The organism is Brevundimonas sp. NIBR10 (genome assembly GCF_027912515.1).
In the GTDB taxonomy this organism is placed as follows: Bacteria; Pseudomonadota; Alphaproteobacteria; order Caulobacterales; family Caulobacteraceae; genus Brevundimonas.
Window position 1 is genome coordinate 370408 of the sequence record NZ_CP115464.1, and the last position, 19461, is coordinate 389868.

The window sequence follows — 19461 nt, forward strand, 5'->3', positions numbered from 1 at the left end:
AGGGCGCGCGTGAAGACCTTGCGCCTCTGTGTGCCGTTAAGCTCCATCGCCGCCCATCTGGACCCGGGATAACGCCGGTGTCGAGAGGGCGCCGCCTGACAGGGGAACGGTGTGGTTAACGGGCTTCAGTGCGCGCTCGCGTCAGAGGAATGAATAGGGGTCCACGTCGACCGTCAGCCGGACCGAGCCCGGGACCTTCACCCGGGCCAGCCAGGCGCGCAGGAAGCCTTGCAGGTCCACGTCCCGGTCGGCCCGGACCAGCAGCCGCTTGCGTCGCCTTCCCCGGATCAGCCCCAGGGGTGCATCTGCGGGGCCATAGACCTCCAGCCGCTCGGCATTGGGAATGGCCTCGGCCAGCATCTGGGCCACCCGTTCGACCGCAGTCGCGTCCTCGCCCGACAGGATCAGGGCCGCCAGACGGCCGTGGGGTGGAAGCGACGCCGCCTCCCGCTCGGCCATCTCGGCGGCGACGAAGGCGTCCCGGTCCCCCGCGGCCAGGGCCATCAGCACCGGATGCTCGGGCGTCCAGGTCTGGAGGATGGCGCGGCCCGGCTTGTCGTGTCGCCCGGCCCGACCGGTCGCTTGGGTCAGCAACTGGAAGGTCCGCTCGGCGGCCCTCAGGTCCCCGCCCCTCAGGCCCAGGTCGGCGTCCACCACCCCGACCAGGGTCAGGTTGGGAAAGTTGTGCCCCTTGGCCGCGGCCTGGGTCGCCACCAGGATGTCGATCTGCCCGTCGATCATAGACTGGATCAGGGCTCGCGCGGACTTCGCGTCCGGCACGGTGTCGGAGCTGAACACGGCAGTGCGCGCCTCGGGGAACAGGGCCCGGACCTCCTCCTCGACCCGTTCGACGCCGGGTCCGACCGAGACCAGCGTGTCCTCGGCCCCGCACGACGGGCACAGCCGGGGCCGCACCATCGAGAACCCCGTCAGGTGACAGACCAGACGTCCGGTATAGCGGTGCTCGACCAGCCAGGAGTCGGTGTCGGGTGCCGTCAGCCGGTGCCCGCAGGCGCGACACAGGACCACGGGCGCATAGCCTCGCCGGTTCAGGAACAGCAGGGTCTGTTCCCCGCGCGCGAAGGTCTCGCCGATGGCTTCACGCAGCGGCTGGGACAGCCATGTCTGGGGGTCGGGCGGGTTCTGGCGCAGGTCCAGCAGTTCGATCGAGGGCAACACCGCCGCCCCGTGCCGCGCCGACAGTTTCAGCCAGCCATAGCGGCCGTGCTGCGCGTTCCACAGGGTCTCCAGCGACGGCGTCGCCGAGGCCAGGACCACCGTCGCCCCCTCGATCCGGGCCCGCGCCACGGCCAGGTCGCGGCCGTGATAGACCAGCCCGTCCTCCTGTTTGAACGACCCGTCGTGCTCCTCGTCGACCACGATCAGCTTGAGGTTGGCGAACGGCAGGAACAGGGCCGATCGGGCCCCGACCACGATGTTGCAGCGGCCGGCGACCACCGCCTCCCACACCATGCGGCGACGGGGCGGGGCGATGCCGGAATGCCATTCGGCGGGGGCCGTGCCGAACCGGTCGGTGATCCGCGCGATCAGGGCCTGGGTCAGGGCGATCTCGGGCAGCAGGATCAGGATCTGCGCGTCCGGATCGGCCCTCAGTGTCCGCGCCGCCGCCTCCAGATAGGCCTCGGTCTTGCCCGACCCTGTGACCCCATCCAGCAGGAAGGGGGCGAATCCGCCCTTCGCCGTCGCACCCGCGAGCACATCGGCCGCCGCCGCCTGGTCCGCGTTCAGCCGGGCGGGCGCGTGATCGGGATCGGGAGGGTCGAAGGCGGCCAGGGCCTCGACCTCGAACAGTTCCAGCACCCCCTCGTCGATCAGTCCCTTGATGACGGCCGATGACGCGCCGGACAGGGCGGTCAGCGCGGGCCGGGTCATGGCCCGGTCGCCGATCGCCTCCAGCACCGCCGTGCGTGCGGCGGTCGGCCGGGCCGGGGTCCGGTCGCCGACCCGGCGCAGGCGGCGTTCGGGCCGGGGACGCGGGGCGCGCAAACCCTTGAGCGCCATCGCCGCCATCTCGCCCGGCGGACTGAGGGTCCAGCGGGCGGCCCATTCGACGAAATCGACCGTTCGGGGCGGCAGGCGCGGATCGTCAAGCAGGCCGTCGACCGCCTTGAGCCTGCGGTTCGACCCCGTCGTCTCGCGCACCTCGGTGACGATCCCGCGCATCAGCCGGGGACCCAGCGGCACGGCGACCTGGTCCCCGCGCGTCAGCGTCATGGCCTCGGGGACCTCGTAGTCGAAGGCCTCCTGCACCGGCAGGGGGATCAGGACGGAGGCGACGATCAACCTTCTCCTCCCCGTCGCGCAGCGATGGGGAGGTGGCAGCGAGCCTCTTGCGAGCTGACGGAGGGGGCGACACCCAAGAAGACGAGAGGGCTCGCAAGGCCAGACACCGTGTCGCCCCCTCCGTCACGGCGCGAAGCCGCGCCGCGCCTGAGGACGGCTCGTATACGAGCCGCCCGCAGCCCCATCGGCCAAGCGGCCGACGGGGAGGAGAAGGCTCGCCAACCGCCTTCGCCCCCGCTAAACACCTGCCCCATGAAACTCTTCCTCGACACCGCCGACGTCACCGTCATCAAGGACATGCTGCCCACCGGGATGGTGGACGGCGTGACCACCAATCCGTCGCTGATCGCCAAGTCGGGGAGGAACATCGCCGAGGTCATCGCCGAAATCTGCGCCCTGGTCGAGGGGCCGATCTCGGCCGAAGCCGTGGCGACCGATTTCGAGACCATGGTCCGCGAAGGTGACAAGCTGGCCGCCATCGCCCCCAATGTCGTGGTCAAGCTGCCCCTGACCTGGGACGGACTGCGCGCAGCTCGGAACTTCGCCGACAAGGGCATCAAGACCAACGTCACCCTGTGCTTCAGCGCGGCCCAGGCCATGCTGGCGGCCAAGGCGGGCGCGACATTCGTCTCGCCCTTCGTCGGGCGGCTGGAAGACCACGGCGCCGACGGCATCGGCCTGCTGGAGGAAATCCGCGTCCTCTATGACGTGCATGGTTTCGACACCCAGATCCTGGCCGCGTCCTTGCGCAACCCCAACCATGTCTCGGCCGCCGCCACGGCAGGATCGGACGCAGCCACCCTGCCGGCCGACGTTTTCAAGGCCCTGGTCAAGCACCCGTTAACCGACAAGGGTCTTGATCAATTCCTGGCCGACTGGGGCAAGACCGGTCAGTCCATCCTGTAGCATCCGACCCCGGCGTTTCCGGGAGGAGACGTGACCGTGAGCGGACCCAAATGAGCGGACCCCGGGACCTTTTCGCCGAAGTCGAGACCGATCCGGCGCCGCACTGGCCGGACGTCCGGGCATGGTTGCAGGCCAATCCGCAGACCCTGCTCGACGACCGGTCCCTGCTGGAGGAGATCGGGCTGAAGCCCCACGGCCGCAATGTGGTCGAGTTCGGGGCCGCCGCCCTGACCCGGCTGGAGGCCGTCGTCACCCGCGAATCGGACGCGCGCAAACAGATCGAGGCCGTGGCCCGCGCCAATTTCGCCGCCCAGACCCAGACCCATGTCGCCTCGCTGGACCTGCTGGAGGCGCGCAACCATTCCGACCTGGCCCGGCGGCTGGACGCCTGTGCCCAGGGTCGGTTCGGCCTGGCCGGCGCCGCCATCGCCATCGAGAAGCCCGGCGGCGTGCCGTTCGGCTGGCGCGCGCTGGAGCCGGGCGGCGTCGATGGGTTGCTCGGCGATCACGGCCTGACCTGGCTGGGTCCCAACTTCGCCGGGCTGGATCTGTTCGGCGCGAACGAGGACCAGGTGCAGTCCGTCGCCCTGATCCGCATGGCCCCCATCTTCGGCGGCGGCGCGGCGCAGATCGAGGTCACAGGTGTGCGCCACGCCATCTGCGCCTTCGGCTCGCCCGATCCCGAGGGTTTCACGCCCAGCATGGGTTGCGAACTGGTCGCCTTCATCGCCCGGGTGGTGGAGCGCACCGCCGAACGCTGGCCGATCCTGACGTGAAGGGCGCGGCGTCGGGGCCGAAACCATGACATCCTCCGAGGCCCTGTTCGCCTGGCTGGAACATCTGGCGCACGAACGCCGCCTGTCGCCCCGGACGCTGGAGGCCTATGGCCACATCGGTCGAACCTGGCTGGCCTTTCTGGAACAGCATCGCGGCGAGGCGCAATCGCTCGCTGATCTGGGGACCGTCACCGCCGCCGAGGTCCGCGCCCATCTGGCGGCGCGGCGCAGCGGCGACCATCCCTTGAACGCACGGTCGCTGGGCCAGACCCTGGCGGCGATCCGGTCGCTGCACGGCTTTCTCGACCGGCGCTGCGACACCCCGACGCCGCAGCTGGCCCTGGTGCGCGGGCCCCGGATCAAGGCGACCCTGCCCCGGCCGGTCACTGCGGTTCAGGCGCGAGAGATGCTGGACGATCCGGACGCCGATCCCGACCGCGCGCCCTGGGCTGCCGCGCGCGATCGGGCCGTGCTGACCCTGCTGTACGGATGCGGCCTGCGGATTTCGGAGGCGCTCAGCCTGATCCGCGCCGATGCGCCCCTGCCCGAGACCCTGCGTATCGTCGGCAAGGGATCCAAGACCCGGCTCGTGCCCGTCCTGCCGGCCGTGCGCGAGGCGGTCGATGCCTATCTGGCGCTCCAGCCCTTTGTGATCGGACCGCGCGAGTCCCTGTTCCGGGCCGTACGGGGCGGGCCGCTGAGCCCGCGCCATGTGCAGGCGACGGTCCAGGCCCTGCGCGGGCGGCTGGGCCTGCCGGCCTCGACCACCCCCCATGCCCTGAGGCACAGTTTCGCAACCCATCTGCTGGGGGCCGGGGCCGACCTGCGCTCGATCCAGGACCTGCTGGGCCACGCCAGCCTGTCGACGACCCAGAAATACACCGCCGTCGATTCTGCCCGCCTGCTGGGCGCCTATGCGGCGGCGCATCCCCGGGCCTGACCGCCGCCGTTTGGACTCACCGCCCGATTTGGGCCTAGACTTCGCACCAAAGCCGCTGGGGAGGCGGGGATGAGGGCGGAAAACGTCACGTCGGACAGAACCACCAGCCGCCGCGCCTTTGCAGGTGGGCTCGCGGCACTGACCGGTCTGGCGGCGACCCCGGCCCTGGCTCTGTCCCAGGTTACCGGAACCCGCCTGCCGCCCACCGAAGACCGCACGGCCTTGCTCTCCAACCTGCTGACCCGGATGTCGGCCAAGACCAATATCAACGGCCATGCGGGGTCACAGTTCGTGCTCGACACCGGGGCCGGCCGCACCGCCATCGCCGCCGACCTGGCCACGGCCCTGGCCCTGCCCGCAGGTCCGTCGATCCTGGTCCACGGCGTGACCTCGGCCGAGATCGCGCCGACGGTGAAGATCGCGCGGCTCAGCTTCGGCGGGCGGCGGTTCAACGACGTCTATGCCGCCGTCTTCCCGCGCGAGATGCTGGCCGCCGACGGCCTGCTGGGGCTGGACGTGCTGTCGCGGTTCGAGCTGCAGTTCGACATGGTCCGGCGCACCATGCTGCTGCGCCCGTCGGGGCCCGACATCATCCAGTTCGGCCGCGCCTTCGGGACCTCAAGCCGCATCCGGCGCGGCGACTGCAGCCGGATCCGCACCGGCGAGTTCGGCCAGATGATCCTGCTCAACGCCCGCGCCGACGGGGTGCCGGTCGAGTGTTTCGTCGATTCCGGGGCCCAGTATTCGATCGGCAATATGGCCCTGCACCGGGCGCTGGGCGGTCGCGGGGGCACGACGATCCAGCGCGCCCTGACCCCGGTTTACGGCGTCACCGGCCAGACCCTGATGGCCGAGCGGGGCTCGGTCGGGATGCTGGACATCAACCGCCAGCGTCTTGGGCCGACCTCCCTGCTGTTCGCCGACCTGCACGCCTTCGGGGCGCTGGACCTGATCGAGGCGCCCGCCCTGCTGCTGGGGGCGGACGTCCTCTACCGGTTCCGGACGGTGTCGCTCGACTTCGGCCGCTCGCGGATGAGCTTCACGGGGTTGAGGCGGGCGATCGCGGGGCCGACGCGGAGTTAGGCCTGCATCGTCCAGCCTTCGACGCCCATGGCCGCCTGTTTGACGGCTTCGGAGCGGGTCGGGTGGGCGTGGCTGGTGCGGGCCAGGTCTTCGGATGCGCCGCCGAACGCCATGGCGACACAGGCCTCGCCGATCATCTCGCCGGCCTGGGGACCCATGATGTGGACGCCCAGGATCCGGTCGGTCGTCGCATCGGCCAGGACCTTGGCATAGCCTTCGGTCTCGTGGTTGATCTTGGCGCGCGAGTTGGCGGTGAAGGGGAATTTGCCTGACTTGTAGGCGACGCCCTCGGCCTTCAGCTGGTCCTCGGTCTTGCCGACCCAGGCGACCTCGGGGAAGGTGTAGACCACGCTGGGCACCAGGTTGTAGTCGACGTGACCCGCCTTGCCCGCGATCAGCTCGATGGCCGCGACCGCATCCTCTTCCGCCTTGTGGGCCAGCATCGGACCGGTGGTGACGTCGCCGATCACCCAGACGCCCGATGCCACCTTGAAGTGATCGCCGACGATCACGCCGCGCTTGTCGGTCTCGACTCCGACGGTCTCAAGGCCCAGTCCGGCCGTGTAGGGACGACGGCCGATGGCGACCAGGACGACGTCGCCCGTCAGGGTCTCGGCCGCGCCGCCGGCCGCCGGTTCGACGGTCAGTTCGACCCCGGTCTTGGTGGTCTTGGCCGCCGTGACCTTGGAGCCCAGCTTGAAGGTCATGCCCTGTTTCGTCAGGGCGCGCTGGAAGGCGGTCGCCAGATCGGTGTCCATCCCCGGGGTGATGCGCGGCAGGTATTCGACCACCGTCACCTCGGCCCCCAGACGCCGCCAGACCGACCCGAGTTCCAGCCCGATGATCCCGGCGCCGACGACGATCAGCTTCTTGGGCACGGCCGACAGCGACAGGGCACCGGTCGAATCGATCACCTTGCCGGGAACGAAATCCACGCCGGGCAGCGGGGTGGGCTCCGAGCCCGTAGCGATGACGATGTCCTTGGCCGTCAGGGTGGTGACGGTGCCGTCGGCAGCGGTCACTTCCACCTTGCCGGGACCGGAGATCTTGCCCTTGCCCTTGATCCAGTCGGCCTTGTTCTTCTTGAACAGGAACTCGATCCCCTTGGTCAAGGCCGTGACGCTGTCCTGCTTCTGGCCCATCATCTTGGCCAGATCGATCGTCGGGGTGCCAGCGTTGATGCCGATGTTGGGAAACTCCTTGACCGCCGTCTCGAACAGTTCCGAGGCGTGCAGCAGGGCCTTTGAGGGCATGCAGCCGACGTTCAGGCAGGTCCCGCCCAGGGTCTCGCGCATCTCGACGCAGGCGACCTTGAGCCCCAGCTGGCCCGCCCGGATCGCCGCATTGTACCCGCCGGGCCCACCGCCGATGATGACGACGTCATAGGAAGTTTCGGCCATGGGAGTATCCTTCGAGGGTCTGTCGCGCGGGTCGAGGAGGGCGCGCGCGTGTCCTAGAACATCGGGACGCCACGGGGAACCGGCAAGCGGCGCCTTTTCGATCGCCCGTGATCGCGTGCGGCAAGCCCTGGCTTGAGCCGGTTTGATCCAGGCCCTAAGCCATGGCGGCCAAGCCCTAACTCCAGGAGGCCACAATGGCCGACCGTCTGAAGACCGCCATCATCTATGATTTCGACGGCACCCTGGCGCGGGGGAACATGCAGGAGGTAACCTTCATCCCCTCGCTGGGCATGGGGATCGGCGACTTCTGGGGCGAGGCGGACCGGCTGACAAAGACCGCCGACGCCGACAACATCCTGATGTACATGCAGCTGATGCTCCAGCGCGCGCGCGAGCACGGCAACCCCATCACCAAGCGGCTGCTGGCCGGGCACGGCGAGGACGTGAAGCTGTTCGACGGGCTCAAGGCCGACCTGACCGGACCGGGCTGGTTCGAGCGGATCAACGCCAAGGGCGCCGAATACGGCCTGGACATCGAGCATTACATCATCTCGGCCGGGCTGGAGGAGATGATCGACGGCTGTCCGATCCGCGACGCCTTCCACCACGTGTTCGCGTCCAAATTCGTCTATGACGACCACGGCGTGGCCATCTGGCCGGCGGTGGGGGTCAACTACACCACCAAGACCCAGTATCTGTTCCGCATCAACAAGGGCGTCCTGAACCACTGGGACCACGAACAGATCAACAAATTCATGCCCGACGACGACCGGGCCGTGCCGTTCGATCGGATGATCTTCCTGGGCGACGGCGACACCGACGTGCCCACCATGAAGATGATGCACACCAAGGGCGGCTATTCGATCGCCGTCTATGACCCACGCAACTCCGAACGCGACCAGCAGAAGATCTATGGGCTGATCAGCGAGGACAGGGTCAATTTCGTCGCCGCCGCCGATTACCGCGAAGGCTCGGCGCTGGACCTGATCGTCAAGGGTCTGGTCGGGCGGATCGCCATCAACTCGGGGACGATGCCGTCGGGGGTCTAGCGCCCACCGGCCCTGACCCAGGCGTCGCGGGCGGGGGCGAAGCGGGCGGGGACCAGGCCTCTCAGGCTGTTGGCGCGGACGCGGCATTTCAGGCCCGCCTCCATGCCCTTGCACCAGGCGACGTCGGCCTCGCAGGCGGTGCCGGCGGCGATGTCCACCAGCATGACCTGACGCGGCAGGGACAGGCCACGGTCCAGGCGGACGCGATAGCCGCCGCCCGACAGGTCCACGATCATGCAGACCAGTTCGAGACCCGGCGCCACCAGCACGCCGCGCGCATTGGCGACCTGGCGCGGCTCGAGCCGTCGTTCGCTGGGAGATGAGAGCAACGCCATACTGGGGACCGTAACGCCTGACCGGCGACGACCGTGCCCCAGACTTCGTAAAGGCGGGGTGTCAGTGCTGGCTTTGCGGCAGGCGGACGATCAGCCCGTCCAGATCGTCGGACACCCGGATCTGGCACGACAGGCGCGAGTTCGGCTCGACCTCTTCGGCGAAGTCCAGCATGGACTCCTCCATGGCCGAGGGCTTGCCCGTCTTCTCGGTCCAGTCGGGATCGACATAGACGTGGCAGGTGGCGCAGGCGCAGGCCCCGCCGCAGTCGGCGTCGATGCCGGGAACGTTGTTGCGCACCGCCCCCTCCATCACCGAGAGACCGGGCTTGACGTCCACGGTGCTCTCGCCGCCGTCGTGCTGGATATAGGTAATCTTGGCCATGGGACGCGTCATATCAATGTCCGCGCCCCGCACAAGCCGGGAAGACGAACTCTCGTCGTCGACACCGGTGTCTCAGCGCATGGGCGATCCGGACCGGATCACCCGGCCGGGCCTCAAGCCTGGCCCGGCTGGGCGTCGCGATTCTGGGCCATCTGCTGCTGGCGCGCCATGTAGATCCCGACGAAGTCGATCGGGTCCATCATGAAGGGGGGCGAGAAGCCGCCATCCGAGGTGGCGCGGGCGATGATCTCGCGCGCGAACGGGAACAGGTAGCGCGGGCATTCGATCAGCAGCAGGGGCTCGATGTCGGCCGGAGCGACGTTGTTCAGCTGGAACAGGCCGCCGTAGTGGAGCTCGACGTTGAACACCGGACCGGCGTCGGTGGTCGCCTTGACCGACAGCCGCATCTCGACCTCGAACAGATTGTCCGGGCGGCCCTGGGCGTTCAGCTCGACGCCCATGTCGATGGCGGGCTTGCCCTCCATGCGCAGGCTCTCGGGGGCCTTGGGGTTCTCAAACGACAGGTCGCGAACATATTGCGCCAGGATGCGGAAGCCGCCGGTGGGCGGGCCACCCTGGGCATTCTCGCCGGGCGCGGGGACGGTGCTGTCGGTGGGGGAAACGTCGGTCATGGGCGTGGGGCCGTCGAATGAAGCTGTGGGGCTGAGGCCGGACGCGGCCTCGCATGAGGCGCGGCGACTATCAGAAGGCGGGCCCTGCGGCAACGGCGCACGACCCGGCGGGGGTGCGCCGCGCCTTGCGCGCATCCATATCAGCCCCTAATCGTTCCGCTTGAAGGACGCAGCCCCCTCAGGCCGCGCCGACGCCCATCTCAGGATATCCAGATTGCCGGCCCAGGTTCTCATCGTTCTGTTCGCCGTGATCGCGGCCATCGTGCTGTTCCAGCTGTACAATGTGCTGGGCAAACGCGTCGGCCGCCAGCCGCAGGAGGACGCCAAGACCCCCGTCCTGCCGTCCGGCGAGACGCCCCCGGCCCCTCGCCCGGCGCTGGATTCGATCACGATGCAGGCGATTTCCGGCCTCCGCGCCCGTGATCCGGCCTTCGATGCGGGCAAATTCCTCGACGGCTCGCGTCAGGCTTATGAGACCATCGTGCGGGGCTATGCCTCGGGCGACAGGGCGGCGCTGAAACCCCTGCTGGCCCCGGCGGTGATGGAGTCGTTCGAGCACGGCATCGCGGCGCGCGAGGTGCGCGGCGAGACCGAACAGGTCGAGTTCCTGCATCCCCCCCGCGCCGATCTGGAAAGCGCCACGGTCGAGGGCGACCGCGCCATCGCCAAGGTCCGTTTCCTGGCCGAGATCCGCTCCAACATCATTCCGCCCGAGGGCGAGGCCACGCCGGGGGCGCCGGGCGAGCCCCGGATCGAGGAACGTCGCACGGCCGAGCACTGGACGTTCGAGCGCACCTTGGGCGCGACCGATCCCAACTGGGTCCTGGCGCGGGTCGAACCCGCCACCGCCTGATGCGCCGCTCCGCCGTGCGGTCGATGCCGGGTCTGGCCCGGATCGGCCCAGTCCGGATCGGCATGCTGTGCGGCCTGCTGATGGTGGCCGCCTGTTCGACGACGGCCCCGTCACCCTCGGCACCGCCGCCCGTGGTCACGCCCCAGGAACCGGCAGCACCCCCGCCCGAACCCGTACCTTACGAAACCCTGCCCGCCGACAGTCCCGCCGGCCTGCCCGGCTGGTCGCGGGAAGATCACCTGGCCGCCTTCATGGCCTATGCCGAGGGTTGCCGTGCGGCGCGGCAGCCTGCCGCCATGGCCCGTTGCGACGAAGCCCAGGCGATCCGCCAGACCTCGAAACCCGTGACCCCGGCCGTGGCCCGCAGCTTCTTCGAGCGCGGCTTCCGCGTCGAGGCGGCCCGGACGCCGGACGGCCGCCCCGGCCTGCTGACCAGCTATTTCGCGCCCGAATATCCGGCCCGCCACGCACAGGGGGGCGAGTTCGACATGCCGGTGCTGGCTCGGCCGCTGGATCTGGAAAAGACGGCGGCCGGCGTGGTGCAGCGCCGTCCAGACGGCTCGACCGGCCCTTATGCCGACCGGGCGGCGATCGAGGCGGCGGCGGCGGCCGGATCGCCCTCCGCGCCCGTCCTGGCCTGGATGAGGGCCGAGGACCTGTTCTTCCTCCAGATCCAGGGCTCGGGCTATCTGACCTTCGAGGACGGAGCGACGGGGCGGGCCGCCTATGCCGCCGACAACGGCCGGCCCTTCACCGGCATCGCCCGGCCCATGGCGGCGCAGGGCCTGTTGCCCGAGAACGGCACCTCCGGCGACGCCATCCGCGCATGGCTAGCCGCGCATAGAGGACGCGAGGCGCGGGCGATCACGGCCCTGAACCCCCGCTATATCTTCTTCGACCTGCAGCCCGACGACGGGGGTCACCCGGCCGGGGCGGCGGGGATTCCACTCACCGCCCGCCGGTCTATCGCCGTCGATCCCGCCCACTGGACCTACGGCGACCTGGTCTGGATCGAGGCGGACGCAGGCAATCTGAACGGCGCCCCCCTTCTTGCAGGAGCCCGCGGGGGCTATCAGGGTCTGGTCGTGGCGCTGGACACCGGATCGGCGATCCGGGGGCCGGTCCGCGCCGACTTCTACATGGGGCGGGGCGAGGCGGCGGGGGCCGAGGCCGGCACCGTTCGGCATCCCTTGCGGATGTGGCGACTGGTACCGCGCTGATCGACCGCATCGGGACGACGGGGTGCCATGCGGAGCGAATCCCGGCGAACGACGTTAACCCTGTATCAGGCCGCCGCTAAGGCGCGCCGAACGGAGCGTCCCTATGGAAAGTCTCATCGATTCGATCGGCGGCCTGCTGAACGGCCTGTTCGCCCTGGCCTCGGGCGGGTTCGACAGCGTCAACCAGGTGACCGGCCTGATCATCGCCTTGATCGCCGCCCTGATGATGGGCGGCTGGCGCGGTCTGGGCGGCAGCGCGCTGGGGGCCGTGATCGTCGACCGGTTGATCATGATGATCAGGCCCATGCTGGACGGCGGTTCGATGGTCCTGCCGGACATCATGAGCCTGGAGTTCTGGATGACCTGTCTGGCCCTGTTCCTGGGCTATGCGATCGCCATCGCCATCTTCTTCTTCATCAAGACCCTGCTGACCGGCCGCGCCTTCCGCAGCCGGCGCTACGCCCACTGAGACTCTGCGGCCGGTTCACATATCGAAGATGTGACAGATTCTCCGTCACGGGATGGATTGTCACACCCCCGAAGAGAAACCGCGAAACAGGCGTCGTGGAACCGTCGCGGTGACGTAGCTGCGCAGGGCTAAGGGCCGCCCCATCGGATCGAGGCGAAATATCGCCCGGTCGCGCGTGGGGATCATGCAATGAAACTGGCTCTTCTTCTGGGCGCATCCATCGTGCCGCTCGCCTTTGCCGGCGCCGTGTCGGCCGCCGAAACCGCACCGTCCGTGGCCGAGGCCCCGCCGGCGGGCGAGGTCCTTTCGGGCCGGATCACCGGGCCTTCCGGTGCCGCCCTGCCGGGCGCGGAGATCGTGGTGCGCGAGACCGGTCGCCGGGCGGTAACGGACACCCAGGGGACGTTCAGCCTGTCGGGCCTGCAACCCGGACCCGCGACACTCGAAATCCGCTACCTCGGCCTGCCCGATGCGACACGACCCGTCACGGTCGCCGCCGGCACTGTGACCACACTGGACATCGCCCTGATCGCCGACGCTGACGCCGTGTCGATCGAGGACGTGGTCGTGACCGGGGTGATCACGGACGGGATCGCCCGCTCGCTGAACCAGCAGCGCAACGCCCAGGGCACCGTCAACATCCTGTCGGCCGACGCCATCGGCCGCTATCCCGACCCCAATGTCGCGGAATCGCTCCAGCGGGTCCAGGGCATCGCCATCCAGCGCGATCAGGGCGAAGGCCGCTACATCAACGTGCGTGGCGCGCCCGCCGCCTTCACCGCCGTGTCCGTCGACGGAGTCGCCGTCCCTGCCGTCTCGCCCACCACGCGCGCCGTCGACCTCGACACCCTGCCGTCCGACATCGTCTCGACCGTGGAAGTCTCCAAGACCCTGTCGCCCAGCCAGGACGCCGACTCGATCGCCGGCGCCGTCAACATCAAGACGCGCTCGCCCTTCGACCAGCGCAGCCTGGCGGTCAGCGCCTATGGCGGCGGCAGCTACAACGACTACGGCGGTTCGGATGTCCGCGCGGGCGGCACCCTGTCCAACGTCTTCGGACCGGACCAGACCTTCGGCGCCCTGGTGTCGCTGAGCTTCTCCCAGACCAACCGCCGGCCCGAGAACGTCGAGAACGCGTGGAACTACAACGCCACCACCAACCGCTATTATCTCGATGAGACCCTGTTCAAGGACTATGAGACCGAACGCACCCGCAAGGCGATCACGGCGGCGCTGGAATGGCGGCCGTCCGACGCCACCCGGGCCTGGCTGCGCGGGTCGTTCGCCGAGTTCAACGACAACGAGTTCCGCGACACCCTGCGCTTCACCTATTCGGACGGGGTGCTTCAGGCTGGATCGACCGACCGGACCGCGACCTTCACCGGCGCGCGCATCTACAAGCAACTGCGTCACCGCGAGCAGGACAATCAGATCGCGACCCTGAACCTGGGCGCGGAACACACCTTCACCAACGGGGCCGTGCTGGACGGCGCGGTGTCGTGGGCCCGCAGCGAGCAGACCTATCCGCACCGCGACGAACTGGTCTATCGCTCGGGGTCCCAGACCCTGAGCTACGACACGACCAACCACTATTCGCCGACCTATTCGCCGTTCGCCTCGACCTACTATGCGACGCCGACCAACTACAGCTTCCGGGAAAACACCTTCCGCTCGAACACGACCGAACAAGAGGACGTGGCGGTCAAGGCCAATCTGGAACTGCCGACCGTGCTGTTCGACCGCGACGTGACACTGAAGTTCGGGGCCAAGTACGCGACCCGCGACATCACCGCCGACGAGGAACGCTATCGCGACCGGACCACCACCGCCCCGGTCAACCCCGGCCTGCTGGCCCCTCTGCTGAGCACCTCCCCGTCGCAGAATTATGACTACGACCTGGGTCTGAAGTTCGATCACGATCTGGTCGAGACCTATCTCGACGGCGTGCGCGCGGTCTCGACCAATGCCGCGTCACGGCGCATCCCCCAGTCGCTGAGCGCCGACTACACCGCGCAGGAAGACATCCTGGCCGGCTATGGCCAGGCCCGGTTCGATATCGGGGCGACCAACGTCCTGGTGGGGTTGAGGCTGGAACAGACCAGCTTCGACGGATCCGCCCTGGTGGTGCCGCCGGGTGGCACGACAGGGACCTTGCGCACGGTCGGACGCGAGCAGACCGACTTCTTCCCCAATCTGACGGTTCGTCACAGCTTCAACGACAACCTGATCGGTCGTGTCGCCCTGACACGCGCCATCTCGCGTCCCGAGTATGCCGACATCGTCCCCCGGGTGCTGGAAACCACTGACGCTGGCGTGACCACAGTGGCGCGCGGCAATCCCGACCTGCGACCCACCCTGTCGAACAACTTCGACGCAGGCCTGGAATACTATCTGCGGCCGCTGGGCGTCGTCTCGATCAACGCCTTCTACAAGGACCTGTCGAACTACCGCTTCACCCTGAACTCGGTCGAGCCCTATGTCCTGCCGGGCGGGACCGTCAGCGCCATCGTGACCGAAACCCGCAATGCGCCCGAGGGTCATCTTTCGGGGGTGGAGTTGAACTGGCAGCAGACTTTCGATTTCCTGCCGGGCTGGGCTTCGGGTTTCGGGGTGTTCGCCAACTACACCCTGACCGATGCGGAGATCAAAACCCGCCGCGCCTATGCCGGACGCAACACCTTTGTCCTGCCCGGTCAGTCGGACACCACCTGGAACGCCGCGCTGTTCTACGAGAAGTACGGCTTCAGCGCCCGGGTGTCCTATACCCACCGCAGCGACTTCCTGGAGGCCATCGACGCGACCCGGCCCGGGCTCGACCTCTATGTCGAGGGTCGTGGCCAGCTGGACTTCACCTCCAGCTACGATTTCGGCAACGGGATCGAGGTGTTCGGCGAGGCCAAGAACCTGACCGACTCGGCCGGCGTCCGCTACTACGGCTCGACCGAGCGGACCTATGAGTACGAGAAGTTCGGCTACAACGTCTTCGTCGGCGTGCGCTTCAAGCTCTGAAGCTGACGAGACCTGACGAAAGAGAGGCCGGGCGGCGACGTCCGGCCTTTTTTCATGCCTCCTTCAGGGGGCGGTGCGTCATCTGCGGGCGGCGGCTTGACGGACGGGGTTCAGGCGGTCGAGTGATGGGCGGCGTTTCGCCTGCCGGGCGAGAACAGGCTCGCACTTTGCAACGTGCGGCCTATGCGGCGCGGGGCTGCGCCGAAATGGGACGACCGAACGATGTTTCTGGAGGGCGAGGTCAACTGGGTGTGGGTGCTGGCGGTTCTCGCCGGCATCATGACCCTGATCGCCGCCTATTCCACCTGGTTCGCCCTGACCCACAGGAGCCGGGTCGTGACCACCACCGGCGAGCTGGACGTGGTGCAGAAGGTCGCCGAATCGGCCGACAAGCGGCTGTTCGAGACCCTGAACGCCATTCCCGTCGCCATCGTCGAGACAGACACGCAAGGGAAATTCGTCTTCGCCAACCGGGCCGCGCACCAGCTGATGGGGCGACGCGACGCCGAACTGCTGGGCTTGCGGTTCCACTCGGCGACCTGGGGCATCACCTTTCCGGACGGACGGCCGATCCCGCCCGACATGCTGCCCAGCGCCCGGGCCCTGCGCGGCCAGACGGTGCGCGGTTTCCAGCACATCCTGGCCAATCCGGCGACGCGGCGAAAGATGCTGGTCTCGGTCACCGCCATGCCGATCGAGAACGACATGGGCCAGATCGTCGGATCGACGGCCGCCATCGTCGAGACCGACGGCCTGACCACGCCCGACACCGTCGTCGTCGAACCCACGGTCGATCCGGTCGCCGAGATCACCGGCCGGGTGTTCGAGGCGGCGTCCAGCGCCCTGGTGGTCGTGACCCTGCAAGGCGAGATCCGGCTGGCCAACGGTCAGGCCCTGGACCGGATCGACGGCCAGCCCTGTATCGGCGCCGACTTCGCCGACCGATTCGTGGCCCCGGTGAACAGGGTCGAGGCACGCCAGTCCCTGCGCGCCGCCCTGCGCGTCGGCCCCGGCGAGGCGGGTCCGCTGATGGTGCCCGGTCCTGACGGCGTTCCCATGCGCTGGAACATCCTGCCACTGGCGGGGCCCGACGGCGTGACCGAATCCCTGTTGCTGGCCGGTGAGGCCGTGCCAGCTGAGGTTGAGGCCGATGCCCCCTCCGAAGCCGTCGCCTCCGAGGCCGATGCCGTTGTCGCGCAGGCGGTCCGCGAGCGTGATGAGGCCCGCACACTGGCCGAAGACGCCCTGGACCAGGCCCGCGCCGCCCGCGCCGAGGCCGACACCGCCCTGGCCGAGGCCGAAAGGTTGGCCGCCCTGCTCCACGCCGAGAGCGACGCCGGGCGGGGGCTGGAGACGGTCGGACGCATCACCGGCGACGTGGCTCGAGACTTCAACGCCCTGCTGGGCGTCATCACCTCGGCGCTCGACATGATCCTGAAACAGGCGGACGACGCCGGGCGCGTGCGCCGCCTGGGCGAGGCGGCCCTGGCGGCCGGGCGTCGCGGCGAGGCCGTGACCCAGCGTCTGTCGGCCTTCGTCGAGACCAGTGAGAGCGAGGTCCGAACCCTGGACGTCGGCGTCCTGTTGCGCGCCATGGAAAGTCGCCTGCGCGCCCAGGCGGGGCCCGGCATCGACCTTCTGGTCGAGGCCCCGTCCGGTCCCGCCCCTGCCCGGCTGGACCCCGTCGCCTTCGAGGCCACGGTGCGGGCGCTTCTGACCAATGCGGTCGAGGCGGTCGGCGGCACGGGTTCCGTCGCCGTCCGGCTGGAGATGACCGATCAGGGGCCCCGGCTCAGCGTCCGCGACACCGGCCCCGGCATGGACCGCGACGTCGCCGCCCGCGCCGTCGAACCCTTCTTCACGACCAAGACCGGTCAGGCCGGGCTGGGTCTGGCCCAGGCCGCCGCCTTCGCCAGTCAGTCCGGCGGGGCACTGTCGATCGAGACCACGCCAGGCGAGGGGGCCGAGGTCGCCGTGTCCCTGGCCGATCCCCACGCGGCCTGAGCGACGCTAGACGCATTCCAGCTCAGACGGGAGGCGGGGGTCCGAACTTGCCGGCGTTGTAGTCCTCGATCGCCTGGATGATCTCCTCGCGCGTGTTCATCACGAACGGCCCATGGGAGAACACAGGCTCGCCGATCGGTGCGGCATGACCCAGCAGGACGACGGCGTCCGTACCCGCCTCGATCGCCACCGCATCCCCGTCGTCGTTCAGCGTCACCAGATGCCACGGCTCGACCGATGCGCCACCGACCGAGACCTGGCCCCTGACGACATAGAGGAAGACGTTACGACCGCGCGCGATCGGCGCCGTGAACGTCCCGCCGGACCGGAACCGCACCACCGCCATCTGGACGTCAATCAGCGACTGGATCGGGGCGGTCGTCTCGCCCCAGCGACCCGAGACGGCCTCGACCGTGACCCGCCCATCGTCGGTCGTGAAGGTCGGGATGTCCTCGGCCTGGAGCCCGACATAGGCCGGTGCCGTCATCTTCAGCCGCGAAGGCAGATTGACCCAGAGCTGGAGGATCTCCATCGGCCCGCCGTCGCGCTTGAAGCCGGCCGGAGACAGTTCGGCGTGGATCAGGCCCGATCCGGCCGTCATCCACTGGATCCCGCCGGCGCGGATGATGCTCTCGCCGCCGCCGGAATCGTTGTGCGCCAGCTCGCCCTCCAGGATGAAGGTCACGGTCTCGAACCCCCGATGCGGATGCGGCCCGAACGGCAGGCCGCGATTGCCGGGCGCATAGGTCTGGGGCCCATGGTGGTTCAGGAACAGGAAGGGATCGACCTGGTCCAGACCCGGTCCGGGCAGGGGCCGACGGGTGATCAGGTCGCCGATGTCGTCACGGACGGCCTGATGCCGACGGGCGACGGTGCGGGGAGTCAGGGATGTCATCAGCAACATCTAATGTGCCGGATCACGGGTCGCCAGCGGCTTCCGGCGCGTTTCGACGGCACCACCCGCCGCCCCGAGGGTGACGAACGCCGCGCCAGAGGCTAGACGCTGCCGACCATGTCCCATTCCGACCTTCCCCAGCTCGAACTCGACCTGATCAACGCGATCGGCGGCGCGACCACCGTGGCCGAGGTCGAGGCCGTGCGGGTCTCCGCCCTCGGCAAGACCGGCGTCATCTCCGGCCTGTTGAAGGGGATGGGCACGATGAGCCCCGACGAGCGGCGCGAACAGGGGCCGGTCATCAACGGCCTGCGCGACCGGGTCGCCTCGGCGATCGCGAACAGGAAGGCCGAGCTGGAGGCCGCCGAGCTGGACGCGCGGCTGCTGTCCGAGCGCATCGACCTGACCCTGCCGTCGCGGCCTCGCCGAAAGGGCGCGGTCCATCCGACCATGCAGGTGATGGACGAGATGGTCGCCATCTTCGCCTCCATGGGCTTCGCCGTCGCCGAAGGGCCCGACATCGAGGACGATTTTCACAATTTCACCGCGCTCAATTTTCCGCCCAAACATCCGGCACGGGAGATGCACGACACCTTCTTCCTGAGGCCCGACCCCGAAACGGGCGAGCGCAAGGTGCTGCGGACCCATACGTCGCCCGTGCAGGTCCGCACCATGATATCGCGGCAACCGCCGATCCGCATCATCGCGCCCGGCCGGACCTTCCGTAAGGATTCCGACGCCACCCACACCCCGATGTTCCATCAGGTCGAGGGCCTGGTGATCGATCGCGACATCCACATGGGACACCTGAAGACGACGCTGCAGACCTTCATCGCCCGGTTCTTCGAGCTGGACGCCGTGGATGCACGCTTCCGCCCGCACCACTTCCCCTTCACCGAGCCCTCGGCCGAGATGGACATCCGCTGCGACCGCTCCGGCGGCCAGCTCAAGTTCAACGAAGGTGACGACTGGCTGGAAATCCTCGGCTGCGGGATGGTGCATCCCAATGTGCTGAGGAACTGCGGCATCGACCCGGACGAATACCAGGGCTTCGCCTTCGGCATGGGCGTCGATCGCCTGGCCATGCTGAAGTACGGCATGCCCGACCTGCGCCCCATGTTCGAGGCCGACACACGGTGGCTGGCCCACTACGGCTTCTCCGCCTTCTCCGCCCCCAATCCCGCCTCCGGCCTGAGCTGATCGT

At 68.8% G+C, this 19461-nt stretch carries 17 protein-coding genes; 11 read left to right on the forward strand and 6 right to left on the reverse strand.

Annotated features, from left to right (window positions below; genetic code table 11):
- Positions 1-141: 141 nt before the first annotated feature.
- Complete coding sequence (locus O5K39_RS01855; protein WP_271145611.1) at positions 142-2304, reverse strand: primosomal protein N'; 2163 nt, start codon at positions 2302-2304, stop codon at positions 142-144.
- A 252-nt stretch (positions 2305-2556) separates the two neighbouring features.
- Between O5K39_RS01855 and fsa the strand changes: the two genes are divergently transcribed.
- The 4 genes from fsa to O5K39_RS01875 all read left to right on the forward strand — a co-directional run bounded on the left by fsa (position 2557) and on the right by O5K39_RS01875 (position 6009).
- A complete protein-coding gene (gene fsa / locus O5K39_RS01860) occupies positions 2557-3210 on the forward strand; it encodes a fructose-6-phosphate aldolase (protein ID WP_271145612.1) in 654 nt (217 codons plus the stop codon).
- Positions 3211-3260: 50 nt separating this feature from the next.
- A complete protein-coding gene (locus O5K39_RS01865) occupies positions 3261-3986 on the forward strand; it encodes a DUF484 family protein (RefSeq protein ID WP_271145613.1) in 726 nt (241 codons plus the stop codon).
- Positions 3987-4011: 25 nt separating this feature from the next.
- The gene (locus O5K39_RS01870; RefSeq protein ID WP_271145614.1) at positions 4012-4926 is read left to right on the forward strand and encodes a tyrosine recombinase XerC; all 915 of its coding nucleotides are present in this window, start codon (positions 4012-4014) and stop codon (positions 4924-4926) included.
- 69 nt (positions 4927-4995) lie between these two features.
- Positions 4996-6009: a retroviral-like aspartic protease family protein gene (locus O5K39_RS01875; protein WP_271145615.1), complete on the forward strand. Its 1014-nt coding sequence runs from the start codon at positions 4996-4998 to the stop codon at positions 6007-6009.
- Here the strand turns inward: O5K39_RS01875 and lpdA are convergent.
- A complete protein-coding gene (lpdA, locus tag O5K39_RS01880) occupies positions 6006-7409 on the reverse strand; it encodes a dihydrolipoyl dehydrogenase (RefSeq protein ID WP_271145616.1) in 1404 nt (467 codons plus the stop codon). The two genes, O5K39_RS01875 and lpdA, sit on opposite strands and share 4 nt — an antisense overlap.
- Positions 7410-7603: 194 nt before the next feature.
- Between lpdA and O5K39_RS01885 the strand changes: the two genes are divergently transcribed.
- Entirely contained in the window at positions 7604-8458 is an 855-nt protein-coding gene (locus tag O5K39_RS01885) for an HAD family hydrolase (RefSeq protein ID WP_271145617.1), read from the forward strand.
- Here O5K39_RS01885 and O5K39_RS01890 read toward each other — a convergent pair.
- The 3 genes from O5K39_RS01890 to secB form a co-directional block, all read right to left on the reverse strand.
- Complete coding sequence (locus O5K39_RS01890) at positions 8455-8793, reverse strand: PilZ domain-containing protein (protein ID WP_271145618.1); 339 nt, start codon at positions 8791-8793, stop codon at positions 8455-8457. The genes O5K39_RS01885 and O5K39_RS01890 overlap by 4 nt on opposite strands.
- A 61-nt stretch (positions 8794-8854) precedes the next feature.
- Entirely contained in the window at positions 8855-9175 is a 321-nt protein-coding gene (locus O5K39_RS01895) for a 2Fe-2S iron-sulfur cluster-binding protein (RefSeq protein WP_271147209.1), read from the reverse strand.
- A gap of 113 nt (positions 9176-9288) precedes the next feature.
- Entirely contained in the window at positions 9289-9807 is a 519-nt protein-coding gene (gene secB / locus O5K39_RS01900) for a protein-export chaperone SecB (protein WP_271145619.1), read from the reverse strand.
- A gap of 214 nt (positions 9808-10021) precedes the next feature.
- On the opposite strand from secB, the gene timA reads away from it, so the two are divergent.
- From timA to O5K39_RS01925, 5 genes are all read left to right on the forward strand, one after another.
- Positions 10022-10660 carry a TIM44-related membrane protein TimA gene (gene timA, locus O5K39_RS01905; protein ID WP_271145620.1) on the forward strand — a complete coding sequence of 213 codons (639 nt, stop codon included), beginning with the start codon at positions 10022-10024 and terminating at the stop codon, positions 10658-10660.
- On the forward strand, positions 10660-11880 hold the full coding sequence (locus O5K39_RS01910) for an MltA domain-containing protein (protein ID WP_271145621.1): 1221 nt from the start codon (positions 10660-10662) through the stop codon (positions 11878-11880). The genes timA and O5K39_RS01910 overlap by 1 nt, the downstream gene beginning before the upstream one ends.
- 103 nt (positions 11881-11983) lie before the next feature.
- Positions 11984-12349: a hypothetical protein gene (locus O5K39_RS01915; protein WP_271145622.1), complete on the forward strand. Its 366-nt coding sequence runs from the start codon at positions 11984-11986 to the stop codon at positions 12347-12349.
- Positions 12350-12538: 189 nt separating this feature from the next.
- On the forward strand, positions 12539-15358 hold the full coding sequence (locus O5K39_RS01920; protein WP_271145623.1) for a TonB-dependent receptor: 2820 nt from the start codon (positions 12539-12541) through the stop codon (positions 15356-15358).
- A gap of 222 nt (positions 15359-15580) precedes the next feature.
- Positions 15581-17362 carry an ATP-binding protein gene (locus O5K39_RS01925; RefSeq protein WP_271145624.1) on the forward strand — a complete coding sequence of 594 codons (1782 nt, stop codon included), beginning with the start codon at positions 15581-15583 and terminating at the stop codon, positions 17360-17362.
- A gap of 22 nt (positions 17363-17384) precedes the next feature.
- Here O5K39_RS01925 and O5K39_RS01930 read toward each other — a convergent pair whose 3' ends face one another.
- Complete coding sequence (locus O5K39_RS01930) at positions 17385-18257, reverse strand: pirin family protein (protein WP_271145625.1); 873 nt, start codon at positions 18255-18257, stop codon at positions 17385-17387.
- 117 nt (positions 18258-18374) lie between these two features.
- Here O5K39_RS01930 and pheS point away from each other — a divergent pair, with 117 nt between their 5' ends.
- Positions 18375-19457 carry a phenylalanine--tRNA ligase subunit alpha gene (gene pheS, locus O5K39_RS01935; protein WP_271145626.1) on the forward strand — a complete coding sequence of 361 codons (1083 nt, stop codon included), beginning with the start codon at positions 18375-18377 and terminating at the stop codon, positions 19455-19457.
- Positions 19458-19461 lie beyond the last annotated feature (4 nt).